This window comes from Mesorhizobium waimense (assembly GCF_003601975.1).
Classification (GTDB): Bacteria; Pseudomonadota; Alphaproteobacteria; order Rhizobiales; family Rhizobiaceae; genus Mesorhizobium; species Mesorhizobium waimense.
Genome location: NZ_QZWZ01000003.1, coordinates 252,278 through 276,193, shown reverse-complemented (window position 1 = coordinate 276,193; position 23,916 = coordinate 252,278). Strand labels below are relative to the sequence as shown.

The following is a 23,916-nucleotide window of genomic DNA, read 5'->3' as shown; positions in this document are numbered from 1 at the left end:
TTTTTCCACGTCGGTCCGCGCCATGTTGTCCTGGCCGGCCCTTTGTTCTTGCGCGTCCGAAACCTCGACACTTTCTATCTGCTCACGCTTGTTCATCCCGAGGAGAGAGAAGTGCCGGCGACCAAGATATTGTGGGGCCAGGTTCTCACCGTGCTCCTGATCGTGCTCGGCACCACCTGGTGCGCGACACAGTGGACGGCATGGCGACTGGGCTTCCAACCACAGCTCGGTTCGCCCTGGTTCGATTTCGCGGGTCAGTCCGTCTACCCACCTCCTGCATTTTTCTGGTGGTGGTTCTTCTATGACGCCTATGCGCCGGCGGTTTTTCTCGAAGGGGCACTGATCGCGGCGAGCGGAAGCTTCGTTGCAATCGCGGTCGCCATCGGCATGTCGGTGTGGCGTGCGCGCGAGGCGAAGACCGCGGCCACCTACGGGTCGGCGCGCTGGGCGACGCAGGAGGAAGTCTTGGCCGAAGGCATGATCGGCCCCGATGGTGTCGTGCTAGGTAAGCTCGATGAGGATTATCTGCGCCACGATGGCCCGGAGCATATTCTGTGCTTCGCGCCGACACGAAGTGGCAAGGGCGTCGGCCTCGTGGTACCGTCGCTGCTGACCTGGCCCGGTTCGGCGATCGTCCATGACATCAAGGGAGAGAACTGGGAACTGACGGCCGGGTGGCGGTCGCGTTTTGGCCACGTCCTTCTGTTCGATCCGACCAATGCGGCCTCGGCCGCCTACAATCCACTACTCGAGGTGCGGCGCGGCGAATGGGAAGTCCGCGACGTCCAGAACGTCGCCGATGTGCTGGTCGATCCGGAAGGATCGTTGGAACGCAGGAACCATTGGGAGAAAACCAGCCACGGGTTGCTGGTCGGCGCTATCCTGCATGTTCTCTATGCCGAGAACGACAAGACGCTCGCCGGCGTCGCCAACTTCCTATCCGACCCGCAACGGCCCATCGAAACGACATTGCGCACCATGATGCTGACGCGCCATCTGGGTGAGGGCGGCGCGCATCCGGTCGTCGCAAGACCGGTGACTTGCTCGACTACCCCTGGATCGCGCCACCGCCCGGCAGTCCGCTGCTCGAGGATCTGCGTAGCCTGCTTTTGTCGCTTGGCGCCACCGAAATAAAGATACGCTATTCCGGGGGATCGCTGACCAGCGCCATCAACTACATGAAAGAAACCGACGCGCTAACCGTGCTGCCGCACAGCGTCGTCTTCACCTTCCGCAAAGAGAAGTTCATTACAGCGCTTCCGGTGGCCATTCCACATCCCGAGCGAGCACTCGGTCTGCTCAGGCTTGCCGATACCCCGCGCGCGCCGGCCGTCGACGCTTTCGCTCAGCACATCCGCCAGAGCTTCGACAACCTCAAGCACCTGATCAAGCGCCATGAGCAAGCGGTGGTCTGGGGCATGTGATCGCATGCCAGCCTCTGGTGGGAGTGCGCACGGCGGGCCGAACGACCAGACGCCTTTCTCCCGTTGTGACGTTAGGCCTGACAACTATGCGGTGCGGCTAGAGGCGAAACGCATCGCCAGATTCTGCTGGGGGTTCGGCGACCCCATGAACTGCGGAAATTTCCCCCGGCCAACGATAGTCGAAAGAGGTAGATGGGGTATTCGGCTTGCGCCCCTTCTTCAACGGTGATGCAGGAAGGTGCTGCGCTTCGAGCTGATGATAGAACGTGGTCTGTCCAAACAGCCACAGGCATCAGGAAAGGAAGCGCAGAACGGGTCGGTCTCGAGGCCGGGCCCTTGTCGCAATGGCTTTTCGAGGGGCTGGCGTGCGCCGGGTTGCCGGTCATCTGCATCGAGACGCGTCATGTGAAAGCGTTCCTGAAGGCGCAGCCGAACAAGACGGATCGCAATGACGCGCGCGGCATCGCGCAGATGATGCGGGTCAACCTGTACCGCCCGGTGCATGTGAAGACGCTCACGAGCCAGAAGCGGCGGGCACTCTTGACGGCCCGCAAGCTGCTGCAGGGAAAGGCGATCGCCATCGAGAACGACATCCGCGGTCTTCTGCGCAACTTCGGCCTCAAGGTCGGTGTTGTGGGAACGGTGAAGTTCGAGGAGCGGATTTGCGAGCTCGTCGAAGGCATACCCGATCTCGAAGAGATCATGGAGCCGCTGCTGGCCGCCCGGCGGAAGCTGCGTGCCGAATTTGCTCGCCTGCACAAAAAAGTGCTCACGATCGCCAGGAGTGATGCGACCTGCCGGCGCTTGATGACGGTTCCCGGTGTCGGCCCCGTGGTGGCGCTCGCCTATGCCGCGACAATCGACATTCCGCAGCGGTTCAGAAGCTCCAAGGCGGTGGGACCCATCCTGGGACTGACGCCGAAGCTCAACGAGTCCGGGGAAAGCAAGCGCGTTGGATGCATATCCCTGTGCGGGGACGGCATGATGCGGACGTTGCTCTATGAGGCAGCACAAACGCTGATGACTCGCGTGACGAAATGGTCGTGGCTCAAGGCCTGGGCGATGAACGTCGCCAAGCGGCAAAGCAATTGTCGCGCTCGCACGTCGCCTGGCAGTCGTCATGCATCGCATGTGGCTGGACGGCACCGAGTTCCGCTGGATGAGGGAAACCATGGCGTCAGCCATCTGATCCAGAAGGCCGGAAAGGAGAGAGACAGAGTTCCGCTCGCTGGCGGACGGACGTCCTTCGCAGGACGATGGATGAGGCGAGTTCGCTGAGACACTCGTACCGATTGCAACACGCGATCAAGACGCTTGGTAGATTGTGCCGCCTCATTCTCCTGACCCCATACTGGGAGGGCGAAACGCCGATCCCGAAGAGAAGCAAGGCCCTGCGAAAGACGTCAAAACGCCGGAGACACGCAAAAGCTCGATAGCGATTGACCTCAACACGCCGAATAGAGAAGTGTCTCAGTTTGAAATTTGCGGAATGATCAGCACGACGACGACTTCGATGAGGGGGATTACCACGTAGATGACAAGGAAGCTGGCAATCCACATCCCGATTTTGACCAGCCAGGACGAATGAGGGGTCGCCCTCCAAGCGAAAAATGCGCTCGCGACGCCCAAACCCAATGCGACAATGCCAATGACCGGAGACCGCGTCATTGGCAGCATTAGATCATCAAAAACTAGAAAGATCGCGCTAATGAAGATTAGCTGGGCCGCGAGCCCAAATAGAAACGCGCGTTTCACGCGGCCCTCCCGGTGCTATCTTTTATCGGCATCAGGCGACGGCTTTCGTTTTGTACGGCCCGCGCTTGCCCGGCTTCGGGGCAACAGCATCCATCTTGTCGCAAAGGTCGCACATTGACTATAGCGTTTGCGAAACGCCAGCGGCCATCGCCAGGGACATTTTCAGCGTCTTGTGAATGCGAATTAAGTTGTACCAGACGGTGTAGATGGCGATCATATGCACGTGGGTTTCGAACTTCTTTGAGAACGCATTGGTGAGGCGCGTGAAACGGCGGTTTGCCATGCGCATGGTGAGATTGGCGCGTTCGATTTCAAACTGAGACACTATCCGAAAGAGTCGTCGATCGCTCCGACAATCCGAAGACCACAATCTGAGGCTTGCCGACGGTTGCACCGGCAAATTCACCGCAAGGCGCTCTGCTAGTCATCACGGCCACGCAGGAGTCGAGCAAAGGCAGTCCGCAGGCGCTCGATGTCTGGACAGGCTGCCGGGCGACGCCCACGCCAATCAGAACGGATAGTGCTGGTTCGGGTCTTCGATCGTCAACCAGCGCAAATCGGTGAACTCGGCGATCGAGGCCTTGCCGCCGAAACGGCCATAGCCTGAGCCCTTGACGCCGCCGAACGGCATCTGCGCCTCGTCGCCGACGGTCGGCCCGTTGATGTGGCAGATGCCGGCCTGGATGCGCGCCGCGACCGCCATGGCGCGTTTGATGTCGCGGCTGAACACGGCCGACGACAGACCGTATTCGGTGTCGTTGGCGACGCGCACGGCCTCGTCCTCGCCCTTGACGCGGATCACCGGCTTTACCGGCCCGAAGGATTCTTCGGCATAGACGCGCATTTCTGGCGTGACGTGGTCGAGGAGCGTCGCCTCCACCACCGTGCCCGTCCGCTTGCCGCCGGCGACAAGCTTGGCGCCCTTGGCGAGCGCATCCGCAACAAGTTCCTCCATCTTGTCGGCGGCCTGGCTGCTGATCAGCGAACCCAGCACGACATGGCCACGTGGGTCGCCGGCCGGCAGTTTCGAGGCGCGGGCCGCAAGTTTCGAGACGAACTCGTCGGCAACTTTTTCATCGACGATCAGGCGCTCGGTCGACATGCAGATCTGTCCCTGGTGCATGAAGGCGCCGAAGGTCGCGGCATTCACTGCCGCATCGATGTCGGCATCGTCCAGCACCAGCAGCGGCGCCTTGCCGCCGAGCTCGAGCAGCGCCGGCTTGAGATGGCGTCCGGAGAGTTCGGCGATGATCCGGCCGACCTTAGTCGAGCCGGTGAAGTTGACGCGCTTGACCGACGGATGGGCGACCAGCGCCTCGACAATTTCTGCCGCGTCCTTCGGGTCGTTGGTGACGACATTGATGACGCCCTTCGGCAGGCCGGCCTCGACCAGCACCTGGCCGATCAGCCGATGCGTGCCTGGGCACATTTCGGAGGCCTTCAGCACCACCGTGTTGCCGCAGGCGAGCGGCATCGCCACGGCGCGGGTGCCAAGGATGACCGGCGCATTCCACGGCGCGATGCCGAGGCAGACGCCGGCCGGCTGGCGGATCGCCATGGCAAGCGTGCCCGGCTTGTCCGACGGGATGATCTCGCCGGAGATCTGCGTTGTGATGGCGGCGGCTTCGCGCAGCATGTTGGCCGCCAGCATGACGTTGAAGCCGGCCCACGGGCCGGTCGCGCCGGTTTCCTCCATCATCAGCTTCGTAAATTCGTCGACCTTCGAAGCCATGACGTCGGCCGCCTTCGACAGCAAAGCGCGGCGTTCGCCGGGGCCGGTCTTCGACCACGCCGGAAAGGCAGTGGCTGCAGCTTCTACCGCAGCATTGGCATCGGGGACGCTGGCCGCGGCGGCGCGCGTCGCCAGCTTGCCGGTGAACGGGTCCATGCGCTCGTAGGAGGCCGCACCCGTTGCCGCCCGTTCATCGCCGTCGATCAGAAGTCCGATGTCCATTGTTCTCTCTCCCTCGCTCCCGATGGAACGTCGCAAAAATCAGAAGCCGAGCACTTCGGCATTGATCGAGGCCTCGAGGCAGCCGTTGACACGCGTTGTCGCCGGTGATCCATGCAAACCTTAGGCCGAGACGCCAAATTGCATTAAGCGTTTGGTTCGGTAAAATGATATTTTGCCATGTTTCATTAACCTGAGGGTTATCGAAATTTGCCATTGACTCCGGGCCTGACATGCTGCCCCCCTCAGGACATCGGTGTGCAGCTAGTTGGCGTCAGCAACTGAATGCCTGGCCGATCCGTCAGGTCGCTTGGGGAATGGCATGCCGGCGCTGTGGGCGACCGCGCCGCCATCGACAGGGATGACGGCGCCGGAGACATAGGAGGCCTCGGGCGAGACCAGGAAGGCGATGAGGTTCGCCGCCCGCTCTTGGCCCCCTAAGCGCCCGACGAGCGGTGCCCGGTTTTGTGAAGCGCCGCTAACCGACCGAGCTCTGCTTGGCGAGCGGAACGATCGCGATGTTGCGATCGATCGCGTCGATGACGTCGCGCCCCCGCTTCTACCGGGGTAGGTGCTCTCTCTTTCCGGGGCTTTGACGCATCGTGTCGATCCTGCCCGGCGTGCGCGTGCTCGGAGGCAGTCATCAGCCCTCGCGAAATCGCGCACTTGCGTGACATCCCCGTTACCGTGGGGCACTCTACAACTGACATCGGGTCGGTCTAGGCAGGGAGCCGCTCATTGTACAAACCTGAAATGCGCGAGCTTATTGCCTTCGTAGAGGTCGCACGCCAGCTCAACTTCACCCGAGCCGCCGCCAATGTCGGCGTCTCGGTTCCAACGTTCAGCCAGACCCTTCGCGGCTTGGAGGAGAAGCTCGGTGTGCGCCTTTTAACGCGTACGACCCGCAGCGTCTCCCTTACTGACGCAGGGACGGATTTCCTAGCTTCCTTGGAGCCGCTGCTGGCGGGCCTTGATGTAGCGCTTGACGGACTAAACAGATTTCGCAGTGAGACCGGTGGTCGCCTACGGATTCTTGGCTCCAGGACCGCTTCGACGCTCATTGTCGGCCCCTTGATTGGACGCTTTCTTTCTACTCATCCCGACATCGAGCTGGAGATGTTGGTCGACGATCTTCACCTTGACTTGGTCGAAAGTCGGATCGACGCCGGTATCCAGGTCGGTGAGCGGATCGAGAAGGATATGGTCGCTGTGCGCCTCGTCGATCCATTCGAAGAAGTGCTTATGGCTTCGTCTGAGTACCTGCAGAAGCAAGGAGAACCAGATACCCCTGCTAGCCTCAGCGAACATTGGTGCATCCGATTGCGGTCCTCTTGGAACGGCACTGTCCGTCCGTGGGTGCTCACAAAAGGTGAGGAAAAGATCGAACCTTCGAAAAGTGCGCGCTTTGTCGCCAACGATTTGCGGGTTCTAGCTTCGGTCGTTCGGGGCGGAGGGGGGATCGGATTGCTTCCCAAAGTCCTTGTCAAAGATGCGTTGGCGTCGGGAGAACTTGTCCAGGTCCTCGACGGCTGGAGTTCCTGGGTATCAGGCATCTATCTTTTTTATCCGAGCAGACGGCAGATGCCTGCCGCCCTTGGCGCGTTCATTAAGTTCATGCGAGAGAACAAGCCCGGTCCAGGTTGGCTATCGGCCCTGTGAAGGATTGAGGGCAAGGTGCTTCTCCATGCTCAATGCGACAAAGAAGATGACCAGTGCGAGTGCCGCCATCACAACGCCGACCAGTCCCGTTGATGCCGGACTGAGGTGAGCCGCGATAACGGCTCCGCCAAGGGCAGCACCAAGCGCATTGGCAACATTGATCGCGCAACCGTTTAGCATGGCGCCCAACGCCTGTGCGTGTCCAGCGACGTCCATAAGACGGGCCTGCAACGGCGGCACGAGAGCGAGCGCCGCCAATCCAGCAAGGAAGACGCTGACGGAGATCGCAATCGTGTTGTGAACACTAAAGAAGAAGATCGCGAAGGCCACGAGGTTCAAGACCAGCAGTATGCCTGTCGCCCGCATTATGCCTCGATCCGCGAGCCAACCACCTAAGAAGTTTCCAACGAACATACCAAGCCCGATCACGACCAAAACGAGCGGGGCGTCACTTTCGGATATTCCAGTGACGGAGATCAGGGTTGGCACCAAATAGGTATATACCGCGAAGAGGCCGCCGAGGCCGACTGAACCTATCCCGAAAGCCAGCCAAACCTGTGGTTTTGCCAAAGCGCTCAATTCTTTGAGAGGACCGGAGCCGTGCGCAGCCTGCATTGCCGGAACGCTGGCCCGACAGATGATAGCCGCAAGGGCCGCCAGCACTGCCAACAGGAAGTACGTTAGACGCCACGTCGTATGCTCTCCGATAAAAGTCCCGAGCGGAGCCCCTATAAGGTTGGCAAGGCCTAGCCCCATCATAACTCGGGCAACGGCTTGCGCTCGCCTACCCGGATGAGCCAACGTTGCTGCAATGAGGGATGCGATCCCGAAATATGCTCCATGAGGAAGGCCGGACATGAAACGTGCTGCGATCAGTGTCGAAAAGCTACCACTAAGTGCCGACAATGCATTTCCGGCCGCGCAGAAGAGAAGGAGAAAGACCAGCAGCATGTGACGTGACGTTTTAGCCGCCATTGTTGCGATCAACGGAGCGCCGATGACGACGCCAAGAGCGTAGGCAGTGACAGAGGTTCCGGCAACATCAATCGTGACGTGGCTATCGCGGGCCATTTCGGGTAGCAGGCCCATGGCGGCGAATTCGGACGTGCCGAGGAGAAATGCTCCCAGGATCATCGCCGATTCCGCCGCGAGCGTTTGCAAGCGTGTGTGTGGTTGGTGTGTCATGAGATACTCGGATTGAAACCGTAGCGGAACCGTTGAGGGACAAAGCAATCGCAGGCCGAAGCCAAGAGAGGCTGCGGCCTGCGACACTCGTGGTAACAACCGGCCTGTGGCGGGAATTGGCTGTCCCGCTGATTGCCACCACGGCGGGGGGATTACGGCGCGGGCACGAAGATGTCGCGGGAGTAAACCGGCAGCGAGACAACGGAAACGAGGCTTTGCGAGCCGTCGAAGACAGCGGCAAGTTTTCCGCCTTCTGCCTTGAGCGAAAACGAGCGGAGACGTTCCGACTTCGCACCTTCAGCCCGAACGACGTCAGCTGCTTCGTTGTACCGGTAGATGCGGGAGAAGCTTGGCTTCAACTGCGAATATACATGGCTCTCAGCCTTCTCTGTTTTGAGAGGACCGCGCTCAAACTCTGCTTGCAGAGAAACCTTCTCTCCGCCTCCTTCGAATGTCCACGATTCAGTGACCACCGATGGATTCAAGCTGTACTTCACCGAACGTGTAACGTCGTCAGTAGCTTTTTCCGCGATTTCGTATGGGCCTGCGCCGCCCCGCGACAAGCCGTCGAACAGCATCAGGACATCTTCGCTACTGCCCTTTTTGTGGACGGGAATCCCAAACAGCACATATCGGTATGGCGCACCGACTTTCCCGTCAGTCCCAACTGCAAACAGCTGATCTACGAACTCGACCTGCAGATTCGCACCCGCAGAGGGTCCTTCCGTGATCGGGCTAAGCTCCCAGCCCTCAGGCAGAAACTTCTCCAAAGCAGCGGTGGAAGCTTTGTAAGCCAGAACGGTGCGAACGTCAGTGTTGCTGCCACTGAAGTTTTCAGCGGCCTCAGCGGGGGTTGGCATTGGGGTCATTGCCATGATCGGAGTCGCGATCAGTGCGACGGTCAACGCAATATCGACAGGATTGAATTTGAACATGATCCTATTCCCTTGAAAGCGGAGCGCATTCTCGCGCCCTATGACCGTTAGAGAGCGGCTAGGCCAGCTTTGGCGCAAACGTCGTCTTGATCTCCTGAACCACCGCTGGCTGCGAGAGCGCCGATGATCTTACCGTCCTTGATCACCGGCCACGCGCCAGGAGCAGCAAGGACGCCAGGCATGGTCAGCATGAACGGACCGGCTTTCGCAGTTACGTCGTAGAATGCGCGTGTCGGGCGCTTGTAGAGGGCTGCTGCGGCTGCCTTTTCAACGGCGGCCTGAGCGCTGCCGAGTTCGGTGTCATCCATCTTTTCGTAGTATACAAGGGCACCGTGTGTGTCGGTTACTGCAACAGCCATTGGCCAGCTGTGAGCAGCGCATTCCTTGATTGCTGCAGCGGCTATGACCTTGGCGGTACCCACGGGGATGTCCGCGCCGTATTTAGGCTCATCGTCGGCGTGCGCCAGCGACGTCATGCACAGAAGGCTGACGGCGGCCATTGTGCTCCATTTGGAAATAGACATAGGCATTTCCTTTCGTTCACCATTCTGATCGGCTCGCTTTGCACTCGCTATCGATCCGGCTTTTGAGAAGGCCGGACGGTTGACGAGGTTCTCACGTCATCCGCCGGTCTTGATGAATGAATATGCCCCGCGACCTCAGTACTGAATGACGGAGTTCGAAATGGACTATTAGGCTTCGCCAAATAATATTGACGAATTCGATGCAGCCAACTCGAAACATGCAAGCACTTCGGGATGGGGCAGCGATAGTGAGCGGATTGGTTGAAACGCCTCCGCTCTGGCGCCGCAATAGACCATCAGCGGCTTCGAGGCGTCATCCCAACGCCGATAACAATCGCAACATCAGACTGCTGCGCCGTCACCTCTACGCGGCGACCCGCGCGAAGGCTGACGCCGATTTTGCGGCGCATCAGGCGTGCTGGGATGCCGCCGACGGGGAGATTGGCTATCCCGCGACGTTGCGGACCGACGTGAGTTTGCCGACCGATCAGAGGACCTGCTCACGGTACTGTCCGAAACCCCCGCTGCTTCTCTTCTCCGTCGAAGGGGCCTCCGGAGATTTCCGTGACCGATTCTCTCTCAAACATCTAAATCGGCGGCAACCCGTTGAAGTACTTTGCGCGGTTCATCGGCAATGACATCGCCGTGGCTGACAACGATTCGCTTGAGGTCTTGTTCATCTGCCCATTTTCGGAACGCCGTGGCCAACGCCTTTTTGTCTTTGACAAACATCCATTTGCCGACGCGCGGTATCTGGGGATGCGACACGCCAAAGCCAAGCAGGCGCGCCATTATGTGAGCGCCGATCCCATGAGGGTGGCGTACGTTTGCGATAAGGTCGTTGATCACAAGGGTCGTACCACCCTCGCGCCGGATGAGAAGGGCAGCTTCCTTGCCGGCTATGCCCGGCACGGTCTCTAGCTGGACGGACGGATCCGCCCAGATATCGCTCGTTGCATCGACTTTAACAGCTTTCTCCACCGCACCCCGCGCACCTGGCGCACAGATAACCTTCGCCATTGGATAGCGAGCCGTCCATGGCCTTATATCGAGGCGGTAACCGGGACCAGGGACTATGAGGAAGCTGGGGACGCCGAGGGCCTCGATTTCTCGCATTTGAGGCTCCGCCAACGGGATGGAACTCCAGATCGCCGTTCGTTGAGCGGTCAATCCGACCACGGTCATTCGCCGAGGAAAGTTGCCGAGCGGCATACGGATTTCGCCCTCGACAGTCAGCAGACCCTCGTCCAACTTTTCTAGCTGACCGTGGGGCCCAACCTTCCATTTATCATTGAACTTTGGCATGCGACCGTCCTCGGCTAGCTCGCATCCATCAATTGTTTAGCGACAAATTCGTTCCTAACCACGGACCACCGTGCCCCTTGACGGCTTTTTTGACCCGAAGCAGACCGTGGCCCCCGAACTGCATCAGCGTCGTCAGACGGGTGGCAACTGGACATTCGAAGTCGCGCGGTGCCAAGGAATCCCCGGTTCCGTGGTCATGCCGTCGCTGAGCCTATTTGCGCAGCACTCGGCGCAGCCCGCGCGCAAATTCATGTCAGTTTCATAAATCCGTTGCGACGGTTTCGTACATGAAGGAGACGGCTTTGTTATGCCGCCGCCCCTGGAAAAAAGGATGCAAAAATGTCCAAGATCACCGGCAAGACCGAAACGATCGAAAACGTCGAATTCCCTACCTTCGACCCGTCCAAGGCTGCCGAGCAAGTCCGCGCTGTCGCCGATCAGAGCATTGAGCAGTCGAAGGAAGTCTTTTCCAAATTGAGCTCGGGCGCCGAAACGACTCAAAAGGCTTTCGAGTCGACCTTTGAAATGGCCAAGACCACCGGCAATGAGGTGTCCCTGAAGACGATTGCCGCTCTGCGAGCCAATGCCGAAGCCGGCTTCACGCACCTCGAAGCACTGGTTGCCGTGAAGTCATTGTCCGAGTTCTTCGAACTGCAGACGGCTTTCCTGAGCAAACAGATCGAGAATTCCGCCGAGCAGGCCAAGACCTTACAGGCCGTGATGATGAGAGCTACTGAGGACGTGTCCAAGCCGATCAAGGATGCCCTTGAGAAGGCTTTGAAGGAACGCAAGGCCGCCTGATTGCCTAGGCAATCGGGACTGAAGGTGGTCAGTCCCTCGTCCACTGTGTCACCTGGCGCCGGTCTTCCATTGGTCGGACGGCTTAGTCTGCCCGACCGCTTCGGAGTAACATCGTCCTCACGGTTTCTAGGAAGCACTCAGCGAGCAGGCGGATGAGCAGCCGGATCCGCTGGCGGAAGAGTTCGCGGCGATCGGTGCGGTGCTCGAATACGCCGCCCAGATGCTAGACGGTGGAGCAGGGCCCAAGGACGTCACGCACCGCCGGCTCCTGCTCGGCTTCGAGCATCTCGAAAAGGACCCGCATCGCATCCCGCACGGCATTGGGCGGTAGAGGCGCATGCATGGAATTGCGGATGAACACACGCTCGCTGCGGTAGCCGCGAGGTCGCCGGGCTTGACGATACTGGCGGTGACGCTGGTGCGATAGTTCGTGGCACCTCCCTCCATGACGATTCGGTAACTGCTCAAGTTTCAATTTCCCGACCGGTGCAGCGTCGCAGGCCGAGCCTTGTGCCAAGGGCGCTTCGGAATAGCTAGGTTGAGCATAGCATTGTTTGGTGGGTCCAAAGGGTCCATTCCGTAATCGATAATTCTCATTGCTCATATGGTCAGTTACCTCCCGTTGCGAGCTCCGGCGACTCCAGGTCGGCGCCTAACCGCAACCAAGGAGCTTCCGATGAAGTCGAAATTGCTGGTTTCCGCTGCGATGATCAGTCTGGCACTCAATCTCGCACCAGCGTTCGCCCAGGAGGGCACGTGGCAGATGGGAACGCCGATGCCAGAGCCTCAGAGCGAGAATTCCAGCGCTGTGGTGGGCAATCAGTGGTTCGTCATTGGCGGCATCGACGTGCCGGAGGTTATGCCCGTTGGCACGGTCGTGATGTATGACGAAAATACGAAGACCTGGTCGAAGAGAGCGGCAATGCCTGAGCCGGCCCATCATACTGCAACTGTGGCTTACGACGGCAAAGTGTACGTGTTCGGTGGTTTCGTCGGAAAGCCGGGCACCAAAGAATGGCAACCGACCGCTGATGCTTTTGTCTACGATCCGAAGACCGACGGCTGGTCCAAGCTTCTACCTATGCCAACTGCCCGCGGAGCGGCAGCGGCTGTGGTGCTCGACGGAAAAATCTACGTCGTCGGCGGCGCGCATGCCCATGAGCATGGCCGCGACATGAAGGAGCCCCTTTGGGCCGACGTTCCCAACATCGTCGGCAGGACTGTTGAGGTCTACGACCCCGCATCCAACACTTGGACAATGCGGGCTCCCATGCAGACCGGCCGCAATCACTTTCTCGCCGCTGCTGTTGGTGGAAAGATCTATGCGATTGACGGTCGAATTGGTCTGCCCTTCGTGACCAAGAGCGACGTCACCGATCTGGTCGAGGAATACGATCCCAAATCCGATTCCTGGACCTACAAGGGCCGTTCCCCCACACCGCGGGGTGGGGTGTCGGGCAGTGCCTATGGTGGAAAGATCTATGTGACGGGTGGCGAGTACCAGGACCCGGCGGGCAAGCGCACATTCTGGGCCCTTGAGGCCTACGATCCCGCTGCTGACACCTGGCAGACCCTACCGCATATGCAGATTGCCCGGCACGGCTTCGTAGCCGGTTTCATTGGCAGCGAGTTCCATGTCGCCGGTGGCTCCTTCCAGTCCGACGGCATGCCGGGGATCAATGCTCAGATGAACACCCACGAGTTCTACACCGTACCCAGGTAGTTCAATTTAATGCCGATCCCGATCGTGTTCGGGACTGGTTTACGCTTTTGGTACCGGCAGGCAGGAGGTCAGCGATGGCACTTGTTTTTGTGGCTACCTGGCCTTCCGCTTCAAGGAGCCCGAGCAGGCCGAAGCGATGGCGGCTGAGTTCGGCAGCGAGACGTACTATGCGCTCGACCGTGGGCCGGTAGCGGCTGGGAGAAGCGGCGAAAGAAGGCTACCAGGAAGGCTCCCTAGCAGGAGAATTGCTTTGGCACCGGCACCTGAGAATTTCCGCGACCGCCTTGACCGCGTGACTACCTTGCTCCACCTGGAAGACGAACGAGGGCTGGTGCTCGCTGCCTCGGCGTTTGCTGAAGATCTGCTGGGCCGTCTCATCCGGGCCTTTCTCGTGGATGTGAAGGCATCGGGCGAGCTGCTGGATGGGTTCACGCTCCATTGGGAACATTATCATCCCGCATCAAGGCCGCACATGCGCTGGGCCTGCTGACGAACGAGCAATTTGCGGACCTGGAACACCTCAGGAACGGCGCCGCAGCGAGGACTGCCTGACGCTAAATGTCTAGACACCGGCATGCGATGAAAAGCGAAGGCCGGTGTTCATATGGATACACGGCGGCGCGAACTATCTCGAAAGCAGCCGGCTGCCTGACTATCATGGTGACGAGCTTGCCGGCAAAGGCGACATCGTCGTCGCTTCACTGAACTACAGGCTGGGCCTGTTTGGGTTCCTTGACGTCAGCGTGCTCGGCGGCGAGACCTATGCCGGAGAGGCTGCCGTGAAGGGAGCGATAACGAAGAGCTGGACGCGCGAGGTGTCGGCGAGCAGCCCGCTGGCACGCGCCCCCGCGAGAGCCTTGTTCATTCTCCAACTTGTACCGATCTAGACTTAAGGCCTTTGTGTCATTGATCAGTCCCCCCTACTGCCAGCGAGCGGGTGAGTGCGCAACGCCGCTGTCAACCGCCAAGGCCGTCGCGGATGGCCGAGAAATAGCGGTCGGTTCCGACCTGTCCGCCCTTCAGCGCGACCTCCAACCCATCGATCGTCGTGATGCTCGAATGAGCAACGCAGAGCGGCGAGCCTGGCGAGGCTGGCAGCGGCATCCGTACCGTCAGCGCATCGACGCTCATCTGGCCGAGCGCATGGCTCGACGTGTCGCCGCCGGCGATGGCAACACGTTTCAATTTCTGTTCGATTGTCAGTTCGCGAAGCAGCGCGCCGAGGCCGCGGCCGAGCTTGTGGCGGGCGCCTTCCTGGCGGTCGATCTCGGCGCCCCGGTCGGCGGTGGGGCCAAGCGCGGTGTAGAAGATGACGCTTCGCCCGGCCTGCAGGCTGGCGCGGCCGATTGCCGTCGCACGCGCGATCGCCTGTTCGAAACTCTCCGAAACCAGCTCAACCGGGTCGACCTCGATCCCGTCGAAGCCATCGGTCATTGCATGCCGGATTTGCCGTTCCGTCGTCGGCGAGCAACTGCCGGACACCACAGCGATGCGGTCGGCCACGCCCGGCGGCGAAAAGCTGGGCTCGGCGTGCACAATCGCGGTCTCCGCCCATGCAGCGAGCAGCGCATATTCGATACCCGAGGAGCCGACGACGAAGTAACCGCCCGGCTTGCGTGTGCGCCATAGCTCCTTGCCGGCAAGCGCCTGGGTTTCTCTGCTGTCAACATCGACGAGCACGATAGCCGCACCATTTTCCACAAGGCGGTCGAACGCTTCCGACCGCGCGGCGGACTGCAGCGTCGCCAGGTCAAGCAGTCCCGAGGCAAGCCCGGTCTGCCGCGACAGATGGATCAGAAGGTCCGCTTCATCCATCGGGGTGATGGGGTGGCGGCTCATCACCGGATGACGGTCGATGCGGTGATATTGGTCGCGATAGGCGGCGAACAGATGGCCGAAGGCGGTGTAGCGCTTGAGCTGCGGCGCGCCGACCACCAGCGGCACGCTGTCCTGCCCGAACACCGAGCGGCCGATCTCGATCGCCCGGCCGATGCTGCCGATCGTCGGGCTGGAATCGAAGGTCGAGCAGACTTTGTAGTGACAGATCTCGGCCTCAAGCGTCTTCAGCCAGGCGAAGGCGTCCTTGAGATGCGTGTCCATCCACTGCGACGTCTCGCTGCGACTGGTGCCGGCGAGGCCGACGGCGCGGCAATGGGCGAAGCGCGCGAGCTGCGCATCGTCCGGCTGGCGCATGAATAGCACGGTCGGCACGCCGCCGAGCTCAAGCGCCTCCATCACATCGGTCGAGCCGGTGAGGTCGTCGCCATAGTAGCTGAGGAGAAGGTCCTGCATGGTTCAGGCCGCCTTGCCGTCGCCGAATTTCTCGATCGACCGCGCCAGTTCGTGGTGGGCGCGGGCGAATTCCGCCAGCGGAATGCCATCGACCGCGGCTTGCCAGGCCTGCTGCACGGCGCGCACGCCGGCGCCCGGCCCATCCGGATGGCTGACGATGCCGCCACCGCAGAGATAGAGGAGATCGACCGTGCGGCCGGTACGCGCGTAGGTTTCCGGCGCCTGCCCGCCCCACTGGCCGGAGCCCGCCACCGGCAGCGCGCAATCATCAGGCGAAAACAGCGGCGTCGTCACCGCCTCGAAGGAGCGAATGAAGGACCAGTCCGGCTCCCAGTATTTCGAGGCGATGCCGTTGATCTGGAACTGGTCGACGCCGAGCAGCCGCCAGAACTGCTGCCAGACCTTGAAATCCATGCCGAGGCCGGGATGGCGAGTGAGGATGTCCCAGCCGTTGCGGTGGGCGTGCAGCACCAGCCCGGAGCGCTTCCTCAGGAAAGCCATGCCGCCGAAGCCGATGGAGTTGATGTTGACCACCGCGCAATTGCCGCCGGCTTCGAGCACCAGATCGTGATTGCGCATCATCTCGTCGGGGTCGGCATGCGAGATGCCAAAGGCATACATCACCTTCTTGCCGGTCTTCTGCTCATGGCCGAGGATCAACGGCATGATCGCCTTCACCCGCTCCGCCAGCGGCGAATAGGCGGGGCTCATGAGCTTCTCGTCGTCCTTGATGAAATCGACACCGGCCCCGATCAATTCACCCACCATCGCGGCGGTCTCATGCGGCCTTAGCCCCAGCGCCGGCTTGACGATGGTGCCGATGATCGGACGGCCCTCGACGCCAGTCAACCTGCGGCTGCCGGCGACGCCGAATTGCGGACCCGGATGGGCGCCGCGATATTGCTCCGGTAGCTTCATATCGACGATGCGGATGCCGGTGAGACCCCGGATCGAATAGGTGCCACCGATGGCGATGGTCATCAGTGCCGCAAGGTCGGTGCCGATGGCATCGAAGGGAAAGGCGATGTCGATATCGGCGCGCCTGAACGGCCCGTCGCCCACTTCAGGAATGGATGGCCGCTCCGCATCGGGCAGGGGACGGATCGCCAGCACGCGCGCCGCGACGCGCGCCTTCAACTCCGCGGTCTCGCCGGGCAGCGCAACGAAGGTGCCGGTCGACTGATCGCTGGCGATCTTGGCCGCCAGCGCTTCGATGCTGCCTGATGTCTCGATACGATAGGTGAGGGTGATCATGGTCCGCTGTCTCAGGCCGAAGCGTTCGAAAAAAGTTCACCGGCCCTCGAAATCTGGTATAATGAGTACATAAGTATTGCAAGCAATATCCGGCTGGACGTTTCAGCTCGGGTCGAGCGACAGCAATTCCGGGAATTGCGTCGGCAGTGTTAGATAGGGCCGGGTCAAGGGAGTGATTCGCGACGATGAACCGTTCGGAACCGATCGTCCGGCGCAAGCTTTCCGACGAAGTCTTCTTGCGGCTGAAGCGGCTGATCACCAGCGGCGAGCTGATGCCGGGTGACGACATGCCCTCGGAGCGCGAACTGATGGAGCGCTTCGAGGTCGGCCGTCCCGCGATCCGCGAGGCGATGCAGGCGCTGAGCAATATGGGGCTGGTGGCGATCTCGCATGGCGAGCGCGCCAAGGTGCTGCAGTTGACCGCCAAGTCGATCATCAAGCAGGTCGACGGCGCAGCCAAGATCATCCTGTCGTCGTCGAAGGACACGCTGGAGCATCTGAAGAGCGCGCGCATCTTCTTTGAGCGCGGCATGGTCAAGGAGGCCGCAGAGAAGGCCACGGCCGAGGACGTGCAGCGTCTGAAGGCAACCGTCGCCGAGCAGCGCGCCGCGCGTGGCGATTCCGAAGCCTTCATCACCGCCGACATGAAGTTCCACACCCAGATCGCGGCGATCTCCGGCAACCCGATCTATGTCGCCGTCAGCGAGGCGATGCTGGGCTGGCTGAAGGAATATCACACCGAGATGCTGATCTGGACCGGCAAGGAAAAGTTCACGCTGACCGAGCATGAAGAGATCATCGGCCGCATCGAGAAGAAGGATGCCGAAGGCGCGGAGAAGGCGATGATCAAGCATCTCGAGCGCTCACGCGCGCTTTACGTGATGAACACCGACAAGTGACTTCGCCGCCTCAGATCCGGGCGATGGCGTAAGGCGTCATCACAAGCTGGCTTCGGCCAAGTGCTGAAATGTCGACCGGCACGTCGTCCGCCGTCAGGTTGGCCAGCCATAGAATGGTCTCGCCCGAAGCGGTGCGCCCGGCCAGCGCCAGCACCTTGGTCTCATCGCTTGTCCTTGCCACAACATGTGCAAGGCCAGCCAGTTCACAGAGCCCCTCGATGGCCTGGAAGATCGGCCGCGGCGATCCTTCTGCGACCGGTTCTCCGGATGCCGCCAGCAGACCAAACGGCCCGGCGAAACTGGAAAGCGTCAGCATCTCCAACCCGGCTGATGCCACTCGCGCGGCATAGCTGATCGTCCATGCCGCCGCGAACTGGCCGGCATGGCGCGGGTCGCGATTGGCCATGGCGATGCGCTGACCATCAAAATTATCCTTGGTCGCGCCGCCATAAGGGTTTTGGCGCATGGCGATCGTCGACGGCCCGATCCGGTAGGGTCTTTCTCCGAAGATCGCCCGCGCCGATTGGGTAATGAAGGGCAGCGCCTCCAGCGACTGCATGACGCTGAGATCGTCCGCCGCATGCACGATCGGACAGGTGCAGTGGGTGATGAAATCGAGCAGGCTGGCGGGAACGCGCTTGCGGTTCAGCTCGGTGAAATAGCTGAACATGCCGCCGCCAAGGCGAATGTCCGGGAAGGCACGGCGCGTCGCCGCATAGACGTCCCCGAGCGGCGGGCAGGGCGGCCACGCGCTGCCCGGCGGCGTCGACTGCCGGTCGACCGAAGGCGAGACGGCAATGGCATCGAGCCGCAGACCTGCCCGGCGCACCATCTGGGCAACACCGGAGAGTTCGGCGTCGAGATCGCCCGCGCAGGCGACCACGCATTCGAGCGTTGCCCGGGCCGGATAGGCAGCAGTGAGCCGCGCATGGGCACGCAAGGCTTCCAGGCCATGGCCGCGTGTCGGGTCGTAATGGAGGAGGAGTTGCTGCGGGCCGAGCCTTAACAGCATCGGCAGATGCGCCAGCGCCGATTCGACATCCTCCGGATAGATGACCACGCCGACATCAGGGAGCCTTGGTCCGGCCTCGCCAAGTTCGATTCGGACCGGTCCGGCGTTCGCTGTCGCGGCAGCCACCTTGGTGTCGTCGGTGATGCGCAGGCTGATCGACTGGCGCATCGGCTCGCCAGCGGGCAGCACATAGGGCCATGGCAATGCCAGCGGCCGCATAGGTCTTGTAGGAAGCATCCGACCAGTTGCGCTGGTCCTCCATCTCGAAGGTGTCGCCTTCCATCCGGCATTCGGCCCTGACGCCGGGCCGAACCTGGTGGGTGATGGCGCGTATGTCCTTGAAGGGCTGCCAGGGATCGATCAGCAACGGCAGCTTGGTATCCACCACGCTGCCGTCCGTATGTTCGACCGTCACAGGGCTGCCAGCGAGGTCGGCAATCGGATGCAGGATGCAGAAACCGCAGCGATTGGTCTCGAAGTCGCTTTCGGGGAGCGCGTCAACGTCGAACACCAGCTTGCCGTTGGCTGAGCCCTTGATGGTGGCGCGGAAGCCGAGCCGGCTTGCGCCCGGTCCAACGCAGCTTGCCGAATAGCTGACGGAGAAAGCGTCGGGGCCCTGGTCGATGACAAGATCGGTCAGTTCGGGCTCGTAGGTACCCCAGTCGCGGTCGCGCACGATATAGGCGATTGCGCGTAGCACTTCGGTGCCGCCATGGCGGATCGTGCGCAAATTGCCGTTGACGAAGTCGGCAGTGAGCGCGCCCGCACTCAGCCTGACCGGCTCGGCCTCGACCGCATGCGTGCCATAGAGGAGGAAGGCGTCGGCAGTCATTTCAGCAAGGCGTCGATCTGCACTGGTTGTCGGCTTGCAGCACCAGCATAGGCTGCCTCGACCAGAGCGAATGTCTTCAGATTGTCGGCGCCCGAGGTCGCCGGCTCTGTCCCCTTCGCGAGGCACTCGACCCAGTGCTTCTGGATCGCGACGACGCTTTCCTGGATGTTATGCCATGGCCGCGATGCCCATGGCAGCAGCGGCGGCGACACGTCGCTGACCGCCGTGCCGCTCTTGCCGGTGACGGTGAGCCGGTAGCCTTGCGCCAGCCGCACCGTGCCGGCGTCGCCGTCGATCTCGATCAGTGTTTCCGGAAACGGCTCGGTAGCAAGCTTCGTCGCGTAACTGCAGTCGACAACAGAAGTGGCGCCGCTGTCGTGATCCATCAGCATGGTCGCGACATCCTCGCCGGCAATGGCAGGATTGATCCGCGCGGTTCGCGTGGTGATCGTCGAAACATCGCCCAGGAGGAAGCGGGCGATGTCGAGGACGTGGATGCCGAGATCCTCGATGATGAAGCGCTTTCCGGTCGCCAGATATGGCTGCCCGGAAAACACGTCATAGGCCGAGCGGAAGGAAATCCGTCCAAAGAACGGCGTGCCGATCTCGCCGCTGTCGAGCACAGCACGCACCGCCTGGATCGGCGACTGCCAGCGGAAATTCTCATGCACCATCAGCGGCACGCCGGCCTCAATGCAGGCCTCCACCATGGCTTTGGCGTCGGCGAGCGTCGGCGCAAACGGCTTTTGGCAGATCGCCGGAACGCGGTTGGCGGTGGCCAACTCAACCAGCGGCCGGTGGCTGACGACGGTGGTGGCGATGTCGACGAAGTCGAGTTTTTCGCTGGCGAACATCTCCGCCGCGTCGGTGTAGCGTTTCGCAATGCCGAACTGGTCACCGACGATCTTCAGCCGCTCCGGATCGCGGTCGCAGATGGCGACGATCGACGCGCCCACGATGTCGCGCCAGCCATGCATCTGGTTGACGGCGAAGAAGCCGCAACCAATCAGCGCTCCGCTCAAGGTCGCCATGCTCAGCCCACCTTTGCCATCTGCATGAGCGTCACGCGGCTTTGCAGCCGGCGCTGCGCCTGGTCGACGACCACGGCGACGATGATGACGAGACCCTTGATCACCATCTGCCAGAACGAGCTGACCCCCATCATCACCAGCCCGTCGGACAGGATGCCGATGACGAAGGCGCCGACGATGGTGCCGCCGATCGTGCCGCGTCCGCCTGACATCGAAGTGCCGCCGAGTACCGCCGCCGCGATGGCATTGAGCTCGAAGCTCTCTCCTGTCGCCGGATGCGATGCCATCAGCTCGGATGAGATGATCAGGCCGACGATCGCCGCGCAGAAGCCGGAGAACATGTAGACGAACATCTTCACCATGTTGACGCGCACGCCCGAGATCCGCGCCGCCCGCTCATTGCCGCCGACGGCGAAGATGTGGCGGCCGAGCGGCGTGTACTTGGCGAGATATGCCGCGCCCAGCGCCACGACGATCAGGATCCAGATCGAGACCGGCAGGCCAAGCAGCTTGCCGGCGCCGAGATAGCCGAAGCCGGTGGTGCCGAGCTCCGGTTTGCCGACCAGATTGGGAAAGGTGCGGCCGTCGGACGACAGCAGCGCCAGGCCGCGCGAGACATAGAGCACGCCGAGCGTGGCGATGAACGGCGCGACGTTGAGCCTTGTGATCAGCAGCCCGTTGACGGCTCCGATCAGTATGCCGACGGCAAGCGTGATCAAGGCGATCTCGACGACGTTGAAATAGATCGTGTAGCCGATTTGCAGGTCGATGCCGTTCAGTACCAGGTAGCCGGCAACCATGCCGCACAGGCCGACGATCGAGCCGACCGAGAGGTCGATGCCGCCGGTGATGATGACGAAGGTCATGCCCATCGCCAGGAAGGCATTGAGCGCCACATGCTTCGCCATCAGGATTAAATTGGCGGCCGACAGGAAGTTCGGCGCCGCGATCGAGAAGAACACCAGAACCGCGATCAACGCGATGAAGGTCCTGAGCTTCATCAGCGTCAGCAGCACAGAGCCGTTGGACGCGGAAGGGGCAGCCGCCTTGGCTGGAATGTCAGTCATGGACGTTTGTCTCCGTATGCCCTGCGGGTCCGTGGCCAAGCGCCGATGCGGCGACGATCGCCGCTTCCGTCGCCTCGGCGCGATCGAACATGCCGGTCAGTTTTCCGTTGCTCATCACCGCGATGCGGTCGGACAGCGCCATAACCTCGTCGAGGTCGGAGGTGGCGAAGAGGATGCCGAGCCCGTCGCGTGACAATTTGCGCATGGTGCGGAAGACGTCGGCCTTGGCGCCGACGTCGATGCCGCGGCTGGGCTCGTCCATCAAAAGCACTTTCGGTCCGGTGAGCAGCGCCTTGCCGATCACCACCTTCTGCTGGTTGCCGCCCGACAGCGAGGAGACCTCCTGCGCCGGGTCGGCGACCTTGATCGCCAGTTCGCGCACCATGCCGGTCACCGCCTGTCTTTCCTCGGCGCCACGGATATGGAACAGGCGGGCGAAGCGCGACAGGCTGGCCAGCGTCAGGTTGCTGGCGACCGAAAGGATCGACACCAGCCCCTCGCGCTGGCGGTCTTCAGGGATCAGCGCCAGGCCGCGCCGGATGCGCCGCGTCGTGTCACGCTCGCGCACCTTCTTGCCGGCGATGAAGATCGAACCGGTGGCATGCACGTGGCGGCCCATGATGCAGTCGAACAGTTCACTGCGTCCTGCGCCCATCAGGCCGTAGATGCCCAAGATCTCGCCGGCGCGCAGCGACAGCGAGACATGGTCGACGGCAAGCCCGCCGGTCGCGCGCGGCAAGCAGATCTCCTCGGCACGAAAGATCTCCTCGCCAGGCAGATGGCCGTCGGCCTTGGCGAAATCCTTGGCGTCGGAGCCGATCATCTGCCGCACGATCCACTGCGTGTCGACGTTTTTCATCTTCTCTTGGCCGGTGATGCGGCCGTCGCGCAGCACGGTGATGTAGTCGCCGATGCGGATCAGCTCTTCCAGCCGGTGCGAGATGTAGACGATGGCGACGCCGCGCGCCTTGAGGTCGGCGATCACCTTGAAGAGGATCTCGACTTCCGCCGCGCTCAGCGCCGAGGTCGGCTCGTCCATGATCAGGATGCGCGCGTCGAGCGAGACCGCCTTGGCGATCTCGACCAACTGCTGCTGGCCGATACGCAAATCCTCGACCAGCACGTCCGGGCGGATTCCGGCCTGTAGCCGTTCGAGGAATTCGGCCGCGCGGCGCTCCTGCTCCTTGCGATCGATCTTACGGAACCGGTTAGTGATCTCGCGGGTGGCGAAGATGTTCTCGGCGACGCTCAAATTGCCAAACAGGTTAAGTTCCTGGAACACCATGCCGATGCCGCGGTCCACCGCATCGCCGGACGAGGCGAACGAAACTTCTTCGCCTTCGAGCAGGATGCGCCCGGCCGTCGGCCGCTCGACGCCGGCGATGATCTTCATCAGCGTCGACTTGCCGGCGCCATTCTCGCCGACCAGCACATTGACCGCGCCCCTGCGCACCTCGAAATTAGCATGCTTGACCGCGACGGTGCCCGAATAGACCTTTGACACATCCTCCAGTTTGAGGATGATTTCGCGTTCGGTTTCCGCGCTCATGGCTTCGGCCCGATCTCTGCCTCCGCCGGCGTCACCAGCGGCAGGTCCTGGCCGCTGCTCAGCGTGTAGGCACCGAGCACCTTGGCACTGCTGCCTTCGAGGGACTCGCGCGGCAGCTTGGACAGCACCATCTTGTCGGCATAGGTGTTGAACGCCTTGCCGAACTGGGCGAAGTCGATCTGATTGGTGAAGTCGTTGAACTGGATGAAGTCCAGGCTGTCGCGCAGCGCGGTACCGCGCACCGCTGGGCCGATCTGCACCCGCGCATCCGCCTTGCCGTCGCCGTCGACATCGACATCGATGGTCGCCGCGCGGGATTGCGTATTTGCCGCAACGATCTTGCCCTCCACCCGCACCGCGAAGGTCCATGGCGAATTCGCCTGCTTCTTCGGGTTGCCGTATTTGGCGCCGGCTGCGGCCGGATCGGCGGTGGCCAAAGCGTGCACTTCGGGGAACGGCCCACTTTTCTGCTGCAGATAGGGGATCACCTTCGCCGCCCAGATATCTTCGACCATCTTGTCGGGGTTGAAGGCCGGCGCTGTACCGCCGTTTTGCGCCGACGGCGTCGGCAGAATCTTGCAGGCGGTGAGCCCGAGACCGGCCATTCCGGCAAGAATTGGCACGGCTAAGCTCAACCAGGTCAGCTTGTTCGGCATGGCGGTCAGGAAGCACCCACGAAAAATGGAGGCAAGGGACGAACCGGAGGTCCGTCCCTTGC

Annotated in this window: 19 protein-coding genes and 6 pseudogenes; 10 read left to right on the top strand and 15 right to left on the bottom strand. The window is 61.6% G+C overall.

The genetic code is table 11. The annotated features are described in order from the left end of the window. Nucleotides 1-111: 111 nt before the first annotated feature. The 3 pseudogenes from D3227_RS06440 to D3227_RS06430 form a co-directional block, all read left to right on the top strand. Nucleotides 112-1,029 (top strand): annotated as a pseudogene (locus D3227_RS06440) (type IV secretory system conjugative DNA transfer family protein); the annotation flags it as partial. 11 nt (nucleotides 1,030-1,040) lie between these two features. Then, nucleotides 1,041-1,424: pseudogene (locus D3227_RS06435) on the top strand (LysR substrate-binding domain-containing protein); the annotation flags it as partial. 312 nt (nucleotides 1,425-1,736) lie between these two features. After that, nucleotides 1,737-2,613, top strand: a pseudogene (locus D3227_RS06430) (IS110 family RNA-guided transposase); the annotation flags it as partial. A gap of 281 nt (nucleotides 2,614-2,894) precedes the next feature. Here the strand turns inward: D3227_RS06430 and D3227_RS06425 are convergent. From D3227_RS06425 to D3227_RS44250, 4 genes and pseudogenes are all read right to left on the bottom strand, one after another. Further along, nucleotides 2,895-3,179, bottom strand: a complete 285-nt coding sequence (locus tag D3227_RS06425; RefSeq protein ID WP_120013275.1) for a hypothetical protein — start codon at nucleotides 3,177-3,179, stop codon at nucleotides 2,895-2,897. A gap of 31 nt (nucleotides 3,180-3,210) precedes the next feature. Then, nucleotides 3,211-3,504 (bottom strand): annotated as a pseudogene (locus D3227_RS44255) (IS1 family transposase); the annotation flags it as partial. Between the two features lie 183 nt (nucleotides 3,505-3,687). Continuing rightward, nucleotides 3,688-5,133 (bottom strand): aldehyde dehydrogenase, encoded by a 1,446-nt coding sequence (locus D3227_RS06415; RefSeq protein WP_120013273.1) that lies wholly within the window; start codon nucleotides 5,131-5,133, stop codon nucleotides 3,688-3,690. Nucleotides 5,134-5,394: 261 nt separating this feature from the next. Continuing rightward, on the bottom strand, nucleotides 5,395-5,796 hold the full coding sequence (locus tag D3227_RS44250; RefSeq protein WP_208646343.1) for an SDR family oxidoreductase: 402 nt from the start codon (nucleotides 5,794-5,796) through the stop codon (nucleotides 5,395-5,397). 72 nt (nucleotides 5,797-5,868) lie between these two features. Between D3227_RS44250 and D3227_RS06405 the strand changes: the two genes are divergently transcribed. Next, nucleotides 5,869-6,789 (top strand): LysR family transcriptional regulator, encoded by a 921-nt coding sequence (locus D3227_RS06405; RefSeq protein WP_120013271.1) that lies wholly within the window; start codon nucleotides 5,869-5,871, stop codon nucleotides 6,787-6,789. Here the strand turns inward: D3227_RS06405 and D3227_RS06400 are convergent. The 4 genes from D3227_RS06400 to D3227_RS06385 all read right to left on the bottom strand — a co-directional run bounded on the left by D3227_RS06400 (nucleotide 6,775) and on the right by D3227_RS06385 (nucleotide 10,738). Beyond that, nucleotides 6,775-7,974, bottom strand: a complete 1,200-nt coding sequence (locus D3227_RS06400) for an MFS transporter (RefSeq protein WP_120013270.1) — start codon at nucleotides 7,972-7,974, stop codon at nucleotides 6,775-6,777. The two genes, D3227_RS06405 and D3227_RS06400, sit on opposite strands and share 15 nt — an antisense overlap. Nucleotides 7,975-8,126: 152 nt before the next feature. After that, nucleotides 8,127-8,909, bottom strand: a complete 783-nt coding sequence (locus D3227_RS06395) for a hypothetical protein (protein WP_120013269.1) — start codon at nucleotides 8,907-8,909, stop codon at nucleotides 8,127-8,129. A gap of 47 nt (nucleotides 8,910-8,956) precedes the next feature. Continuing rightward, on the bottom strand, nucleotides 8,957-9,433 hold the full coding sequence (locus D3227_RS06390) for a GlcG/HbpS family heme-binding protein (RefSeq protein WP_120013268.1): 477 nt from the start codon (nucleotides 9,431-9,433) through the stop codon (nucleotides 8,957-8,959). A 579-nt stretch (nucleotides 9,434-10,012) separates the two neighbouring features. Beyond that, a complete protein-coding gene (locus D3227_RS06385; protein WP_120013267.1) occupies nucleotides 10,013-10,738 on the bottom strand; it encodes a hypothetical protein in 726 nt (241 codons plus the stop codon). 339 nt (nucleotides 10,739-11,077) lie between these two features. On the opposite strand from D3227_RS06385, the gene D3227_RS06380 reads away from it, so the two are divergent. From D3227_RS06380 to D3227_RS06360, 5 genes and pseudogenes are all read left to right on the top strand, one after another. After that, nucleotides 11,078-11,539, top strand: a complete 462-nt coding sequence (locus D3227_RS06380) for a phasin (protein WP_120013266.1) — start codon at nucleotides 11,078-11,080, stop codon at nucleotides 11,537-11,539. Between the two features lie 199 nt (nucleotides 11,540-11,738). Beyond that, nucleotides 11,739-11,870, top strand: a complete 132-nt coding sequence (locus D3227_RS43720) for a hypothetical protein (protein ID WP_281034900.1) — start codon at nucleotides 11,739-11,741, stop codon at nucleotides 11,868-11,870. Nucleotides 11,871-12,215: 345 nt separating this feature from the next. Continuing rightward, on the top strand, nucleotides 12,216-13,262 hold the full coding sequence (locus D3227_RS06370) for a Kelch repeat-containing protein (RefSeq protein ID WP_167480615.1): 1,047 nt from the start codon (nucleotides 12,216-12,218) through the stop codon (nucleotides 13,260-13,262). A gap of 250 nt (nucleotides 13,263-13,512) precedes the next feature. Beyond that, nucleotides 13,513-13,752, top strand: coding sequence for a hypothetical protein (locus tag D3227_RS06365; RefSeq protein WP_120013264.1), 240 nt, complete (start codon nucleotides 13,513-13,515; stop codon nucleotides 13,750-13,752). Between the two features lie 103 nt (nucleotides 13,753-13,855). Further along, nucleotides 13,856-14,149 (top strand): annotated as a pseudogene (locus D3227_RS06360) (carboxylesterase family protein); the annotation flags it as partial. A gap of 70 nt (nucleotides 14,150-14,219) precedes the next feature. On the opposite strand, the gene D3227_RS06355 reads toward D3227_RS06360, so the two are convergent. Together D3227_RS06355 and oiaX are read right to left on the bottom strand one after the other, a co-directional pair. Then, nucleotides 14,220-15,554, bottom strand: a complete 1,335-nt coding sequence (locus D3227_RS06355) for a four-carbon acid sugar kinase family protein (RefSeq protein WP_120013262.1) — start codon at nucleotides 15,552-15,554, stop codon at nucleotides 14,220-14,222. Between the two features lie 3 nt (nucleotides 15,555-15,557). Then, nucleotides 15,558-16,808 (bottom strand): 3-oxo-isoapionate-4-phosphate decarboxylase OiaX, encoded by a 1,251-nt coding sequence (oiaX, locus tag D3227_RS06350; RefSeq protein WP_120013261.1) that lies wholly within the window; start codon nucleotides 16,806-16,808, stop codon nucleotides 15,558-15,560. Nucleotides 16,809-16,993: 185 nt separating this feature from the next. On the opposite strand from oiaX, the gene D3227_RS06345 reads away from it, so the two are divergent. Continuing rightward, on the top strand, nucleotides 16,994-17,707 hold the full coding sequence (locus D3227_RS06345) for a transcriptional regulator NanR (protein WP_120013260.1): 714 nt from the start codon (nucleotides 16,994-16,996) through the stop codon (nucleotides 17,705-17,707). Between the two features lie 10 nt (nucleotides 17,708-17,717). On the opposite strand, the pseudogene apnL reads toward D3227_RS06345, so the two are convergent. From apnL to D3227_RS06320, 5 genes and pseudogenes are all read right to left on the bottom strand, one after another. Then, a pseudogene (gene apnL / locus D3227_RS06340) lies at nucleotides 17,718-19,551 on the bottom strand (D-apionate lactonase). Then, nucleotides 19,548-20,582, bottom strand: a complete 1,035-nt coding sequence (locus D3227_RS06335) for a Gfo/Idh/MocA family protein (RefSeq protein WP_120013259.1) — start codon at nucleotides 20,580-20,582, stop codon at nucleotides 19,548-19,550. Before D3227_RS06335 ends, apnL begins: the two are co-directional and overlap by 4 nt. Nucleotides 20,583-20,584: 2 nt before the next feature. Continuing rightward, nucleotides 20,585-21,649, bottom strand: a complete 1,065-nt coding sequence (locus tag D3227_RS06330) for an ABC transporter permease (protein WP_120013258.1) — start codon at nucleotides 21,647-21,649, stop codon at nucleotides 20,585-20,587. Continuing rightward, on the bottom strand, nucleotides 21,642-23,198 hold the full coding sequence (locus D3227_RS06325) for a sugar ABC transporter ATP-binding protein (protein ID WP_120013257.1): 1,557 nt from the start codon (nucleotides 23,196-23,198) through the stop codon (nucleotides 21,642-21,644). The genes D3227_RS06330 and D3227_RS06325 overlap by 8 nt, the downstream gene beginning before the upstream one ends. Further along, the gene (locus D3227_RS06320; RefSeq protein ID WP_120013256.1) at nucleotides 23,195-23,854 is read right to left on the bottom strand and encodes a DUF2291 family protein; all 660 of its coding nucleotides are present in this window, start codon (nucleotides 23,852-23,854) and stop codon (nucleotides 23,195-23,197) included. The genes D3227_RS06325 and D3227_RS06320 overlap by 4 nt, the downstream gene beginning before the upstream one ends. Nucleotides 23,855-23,916 lie beyond the last annotated feature (62 nt).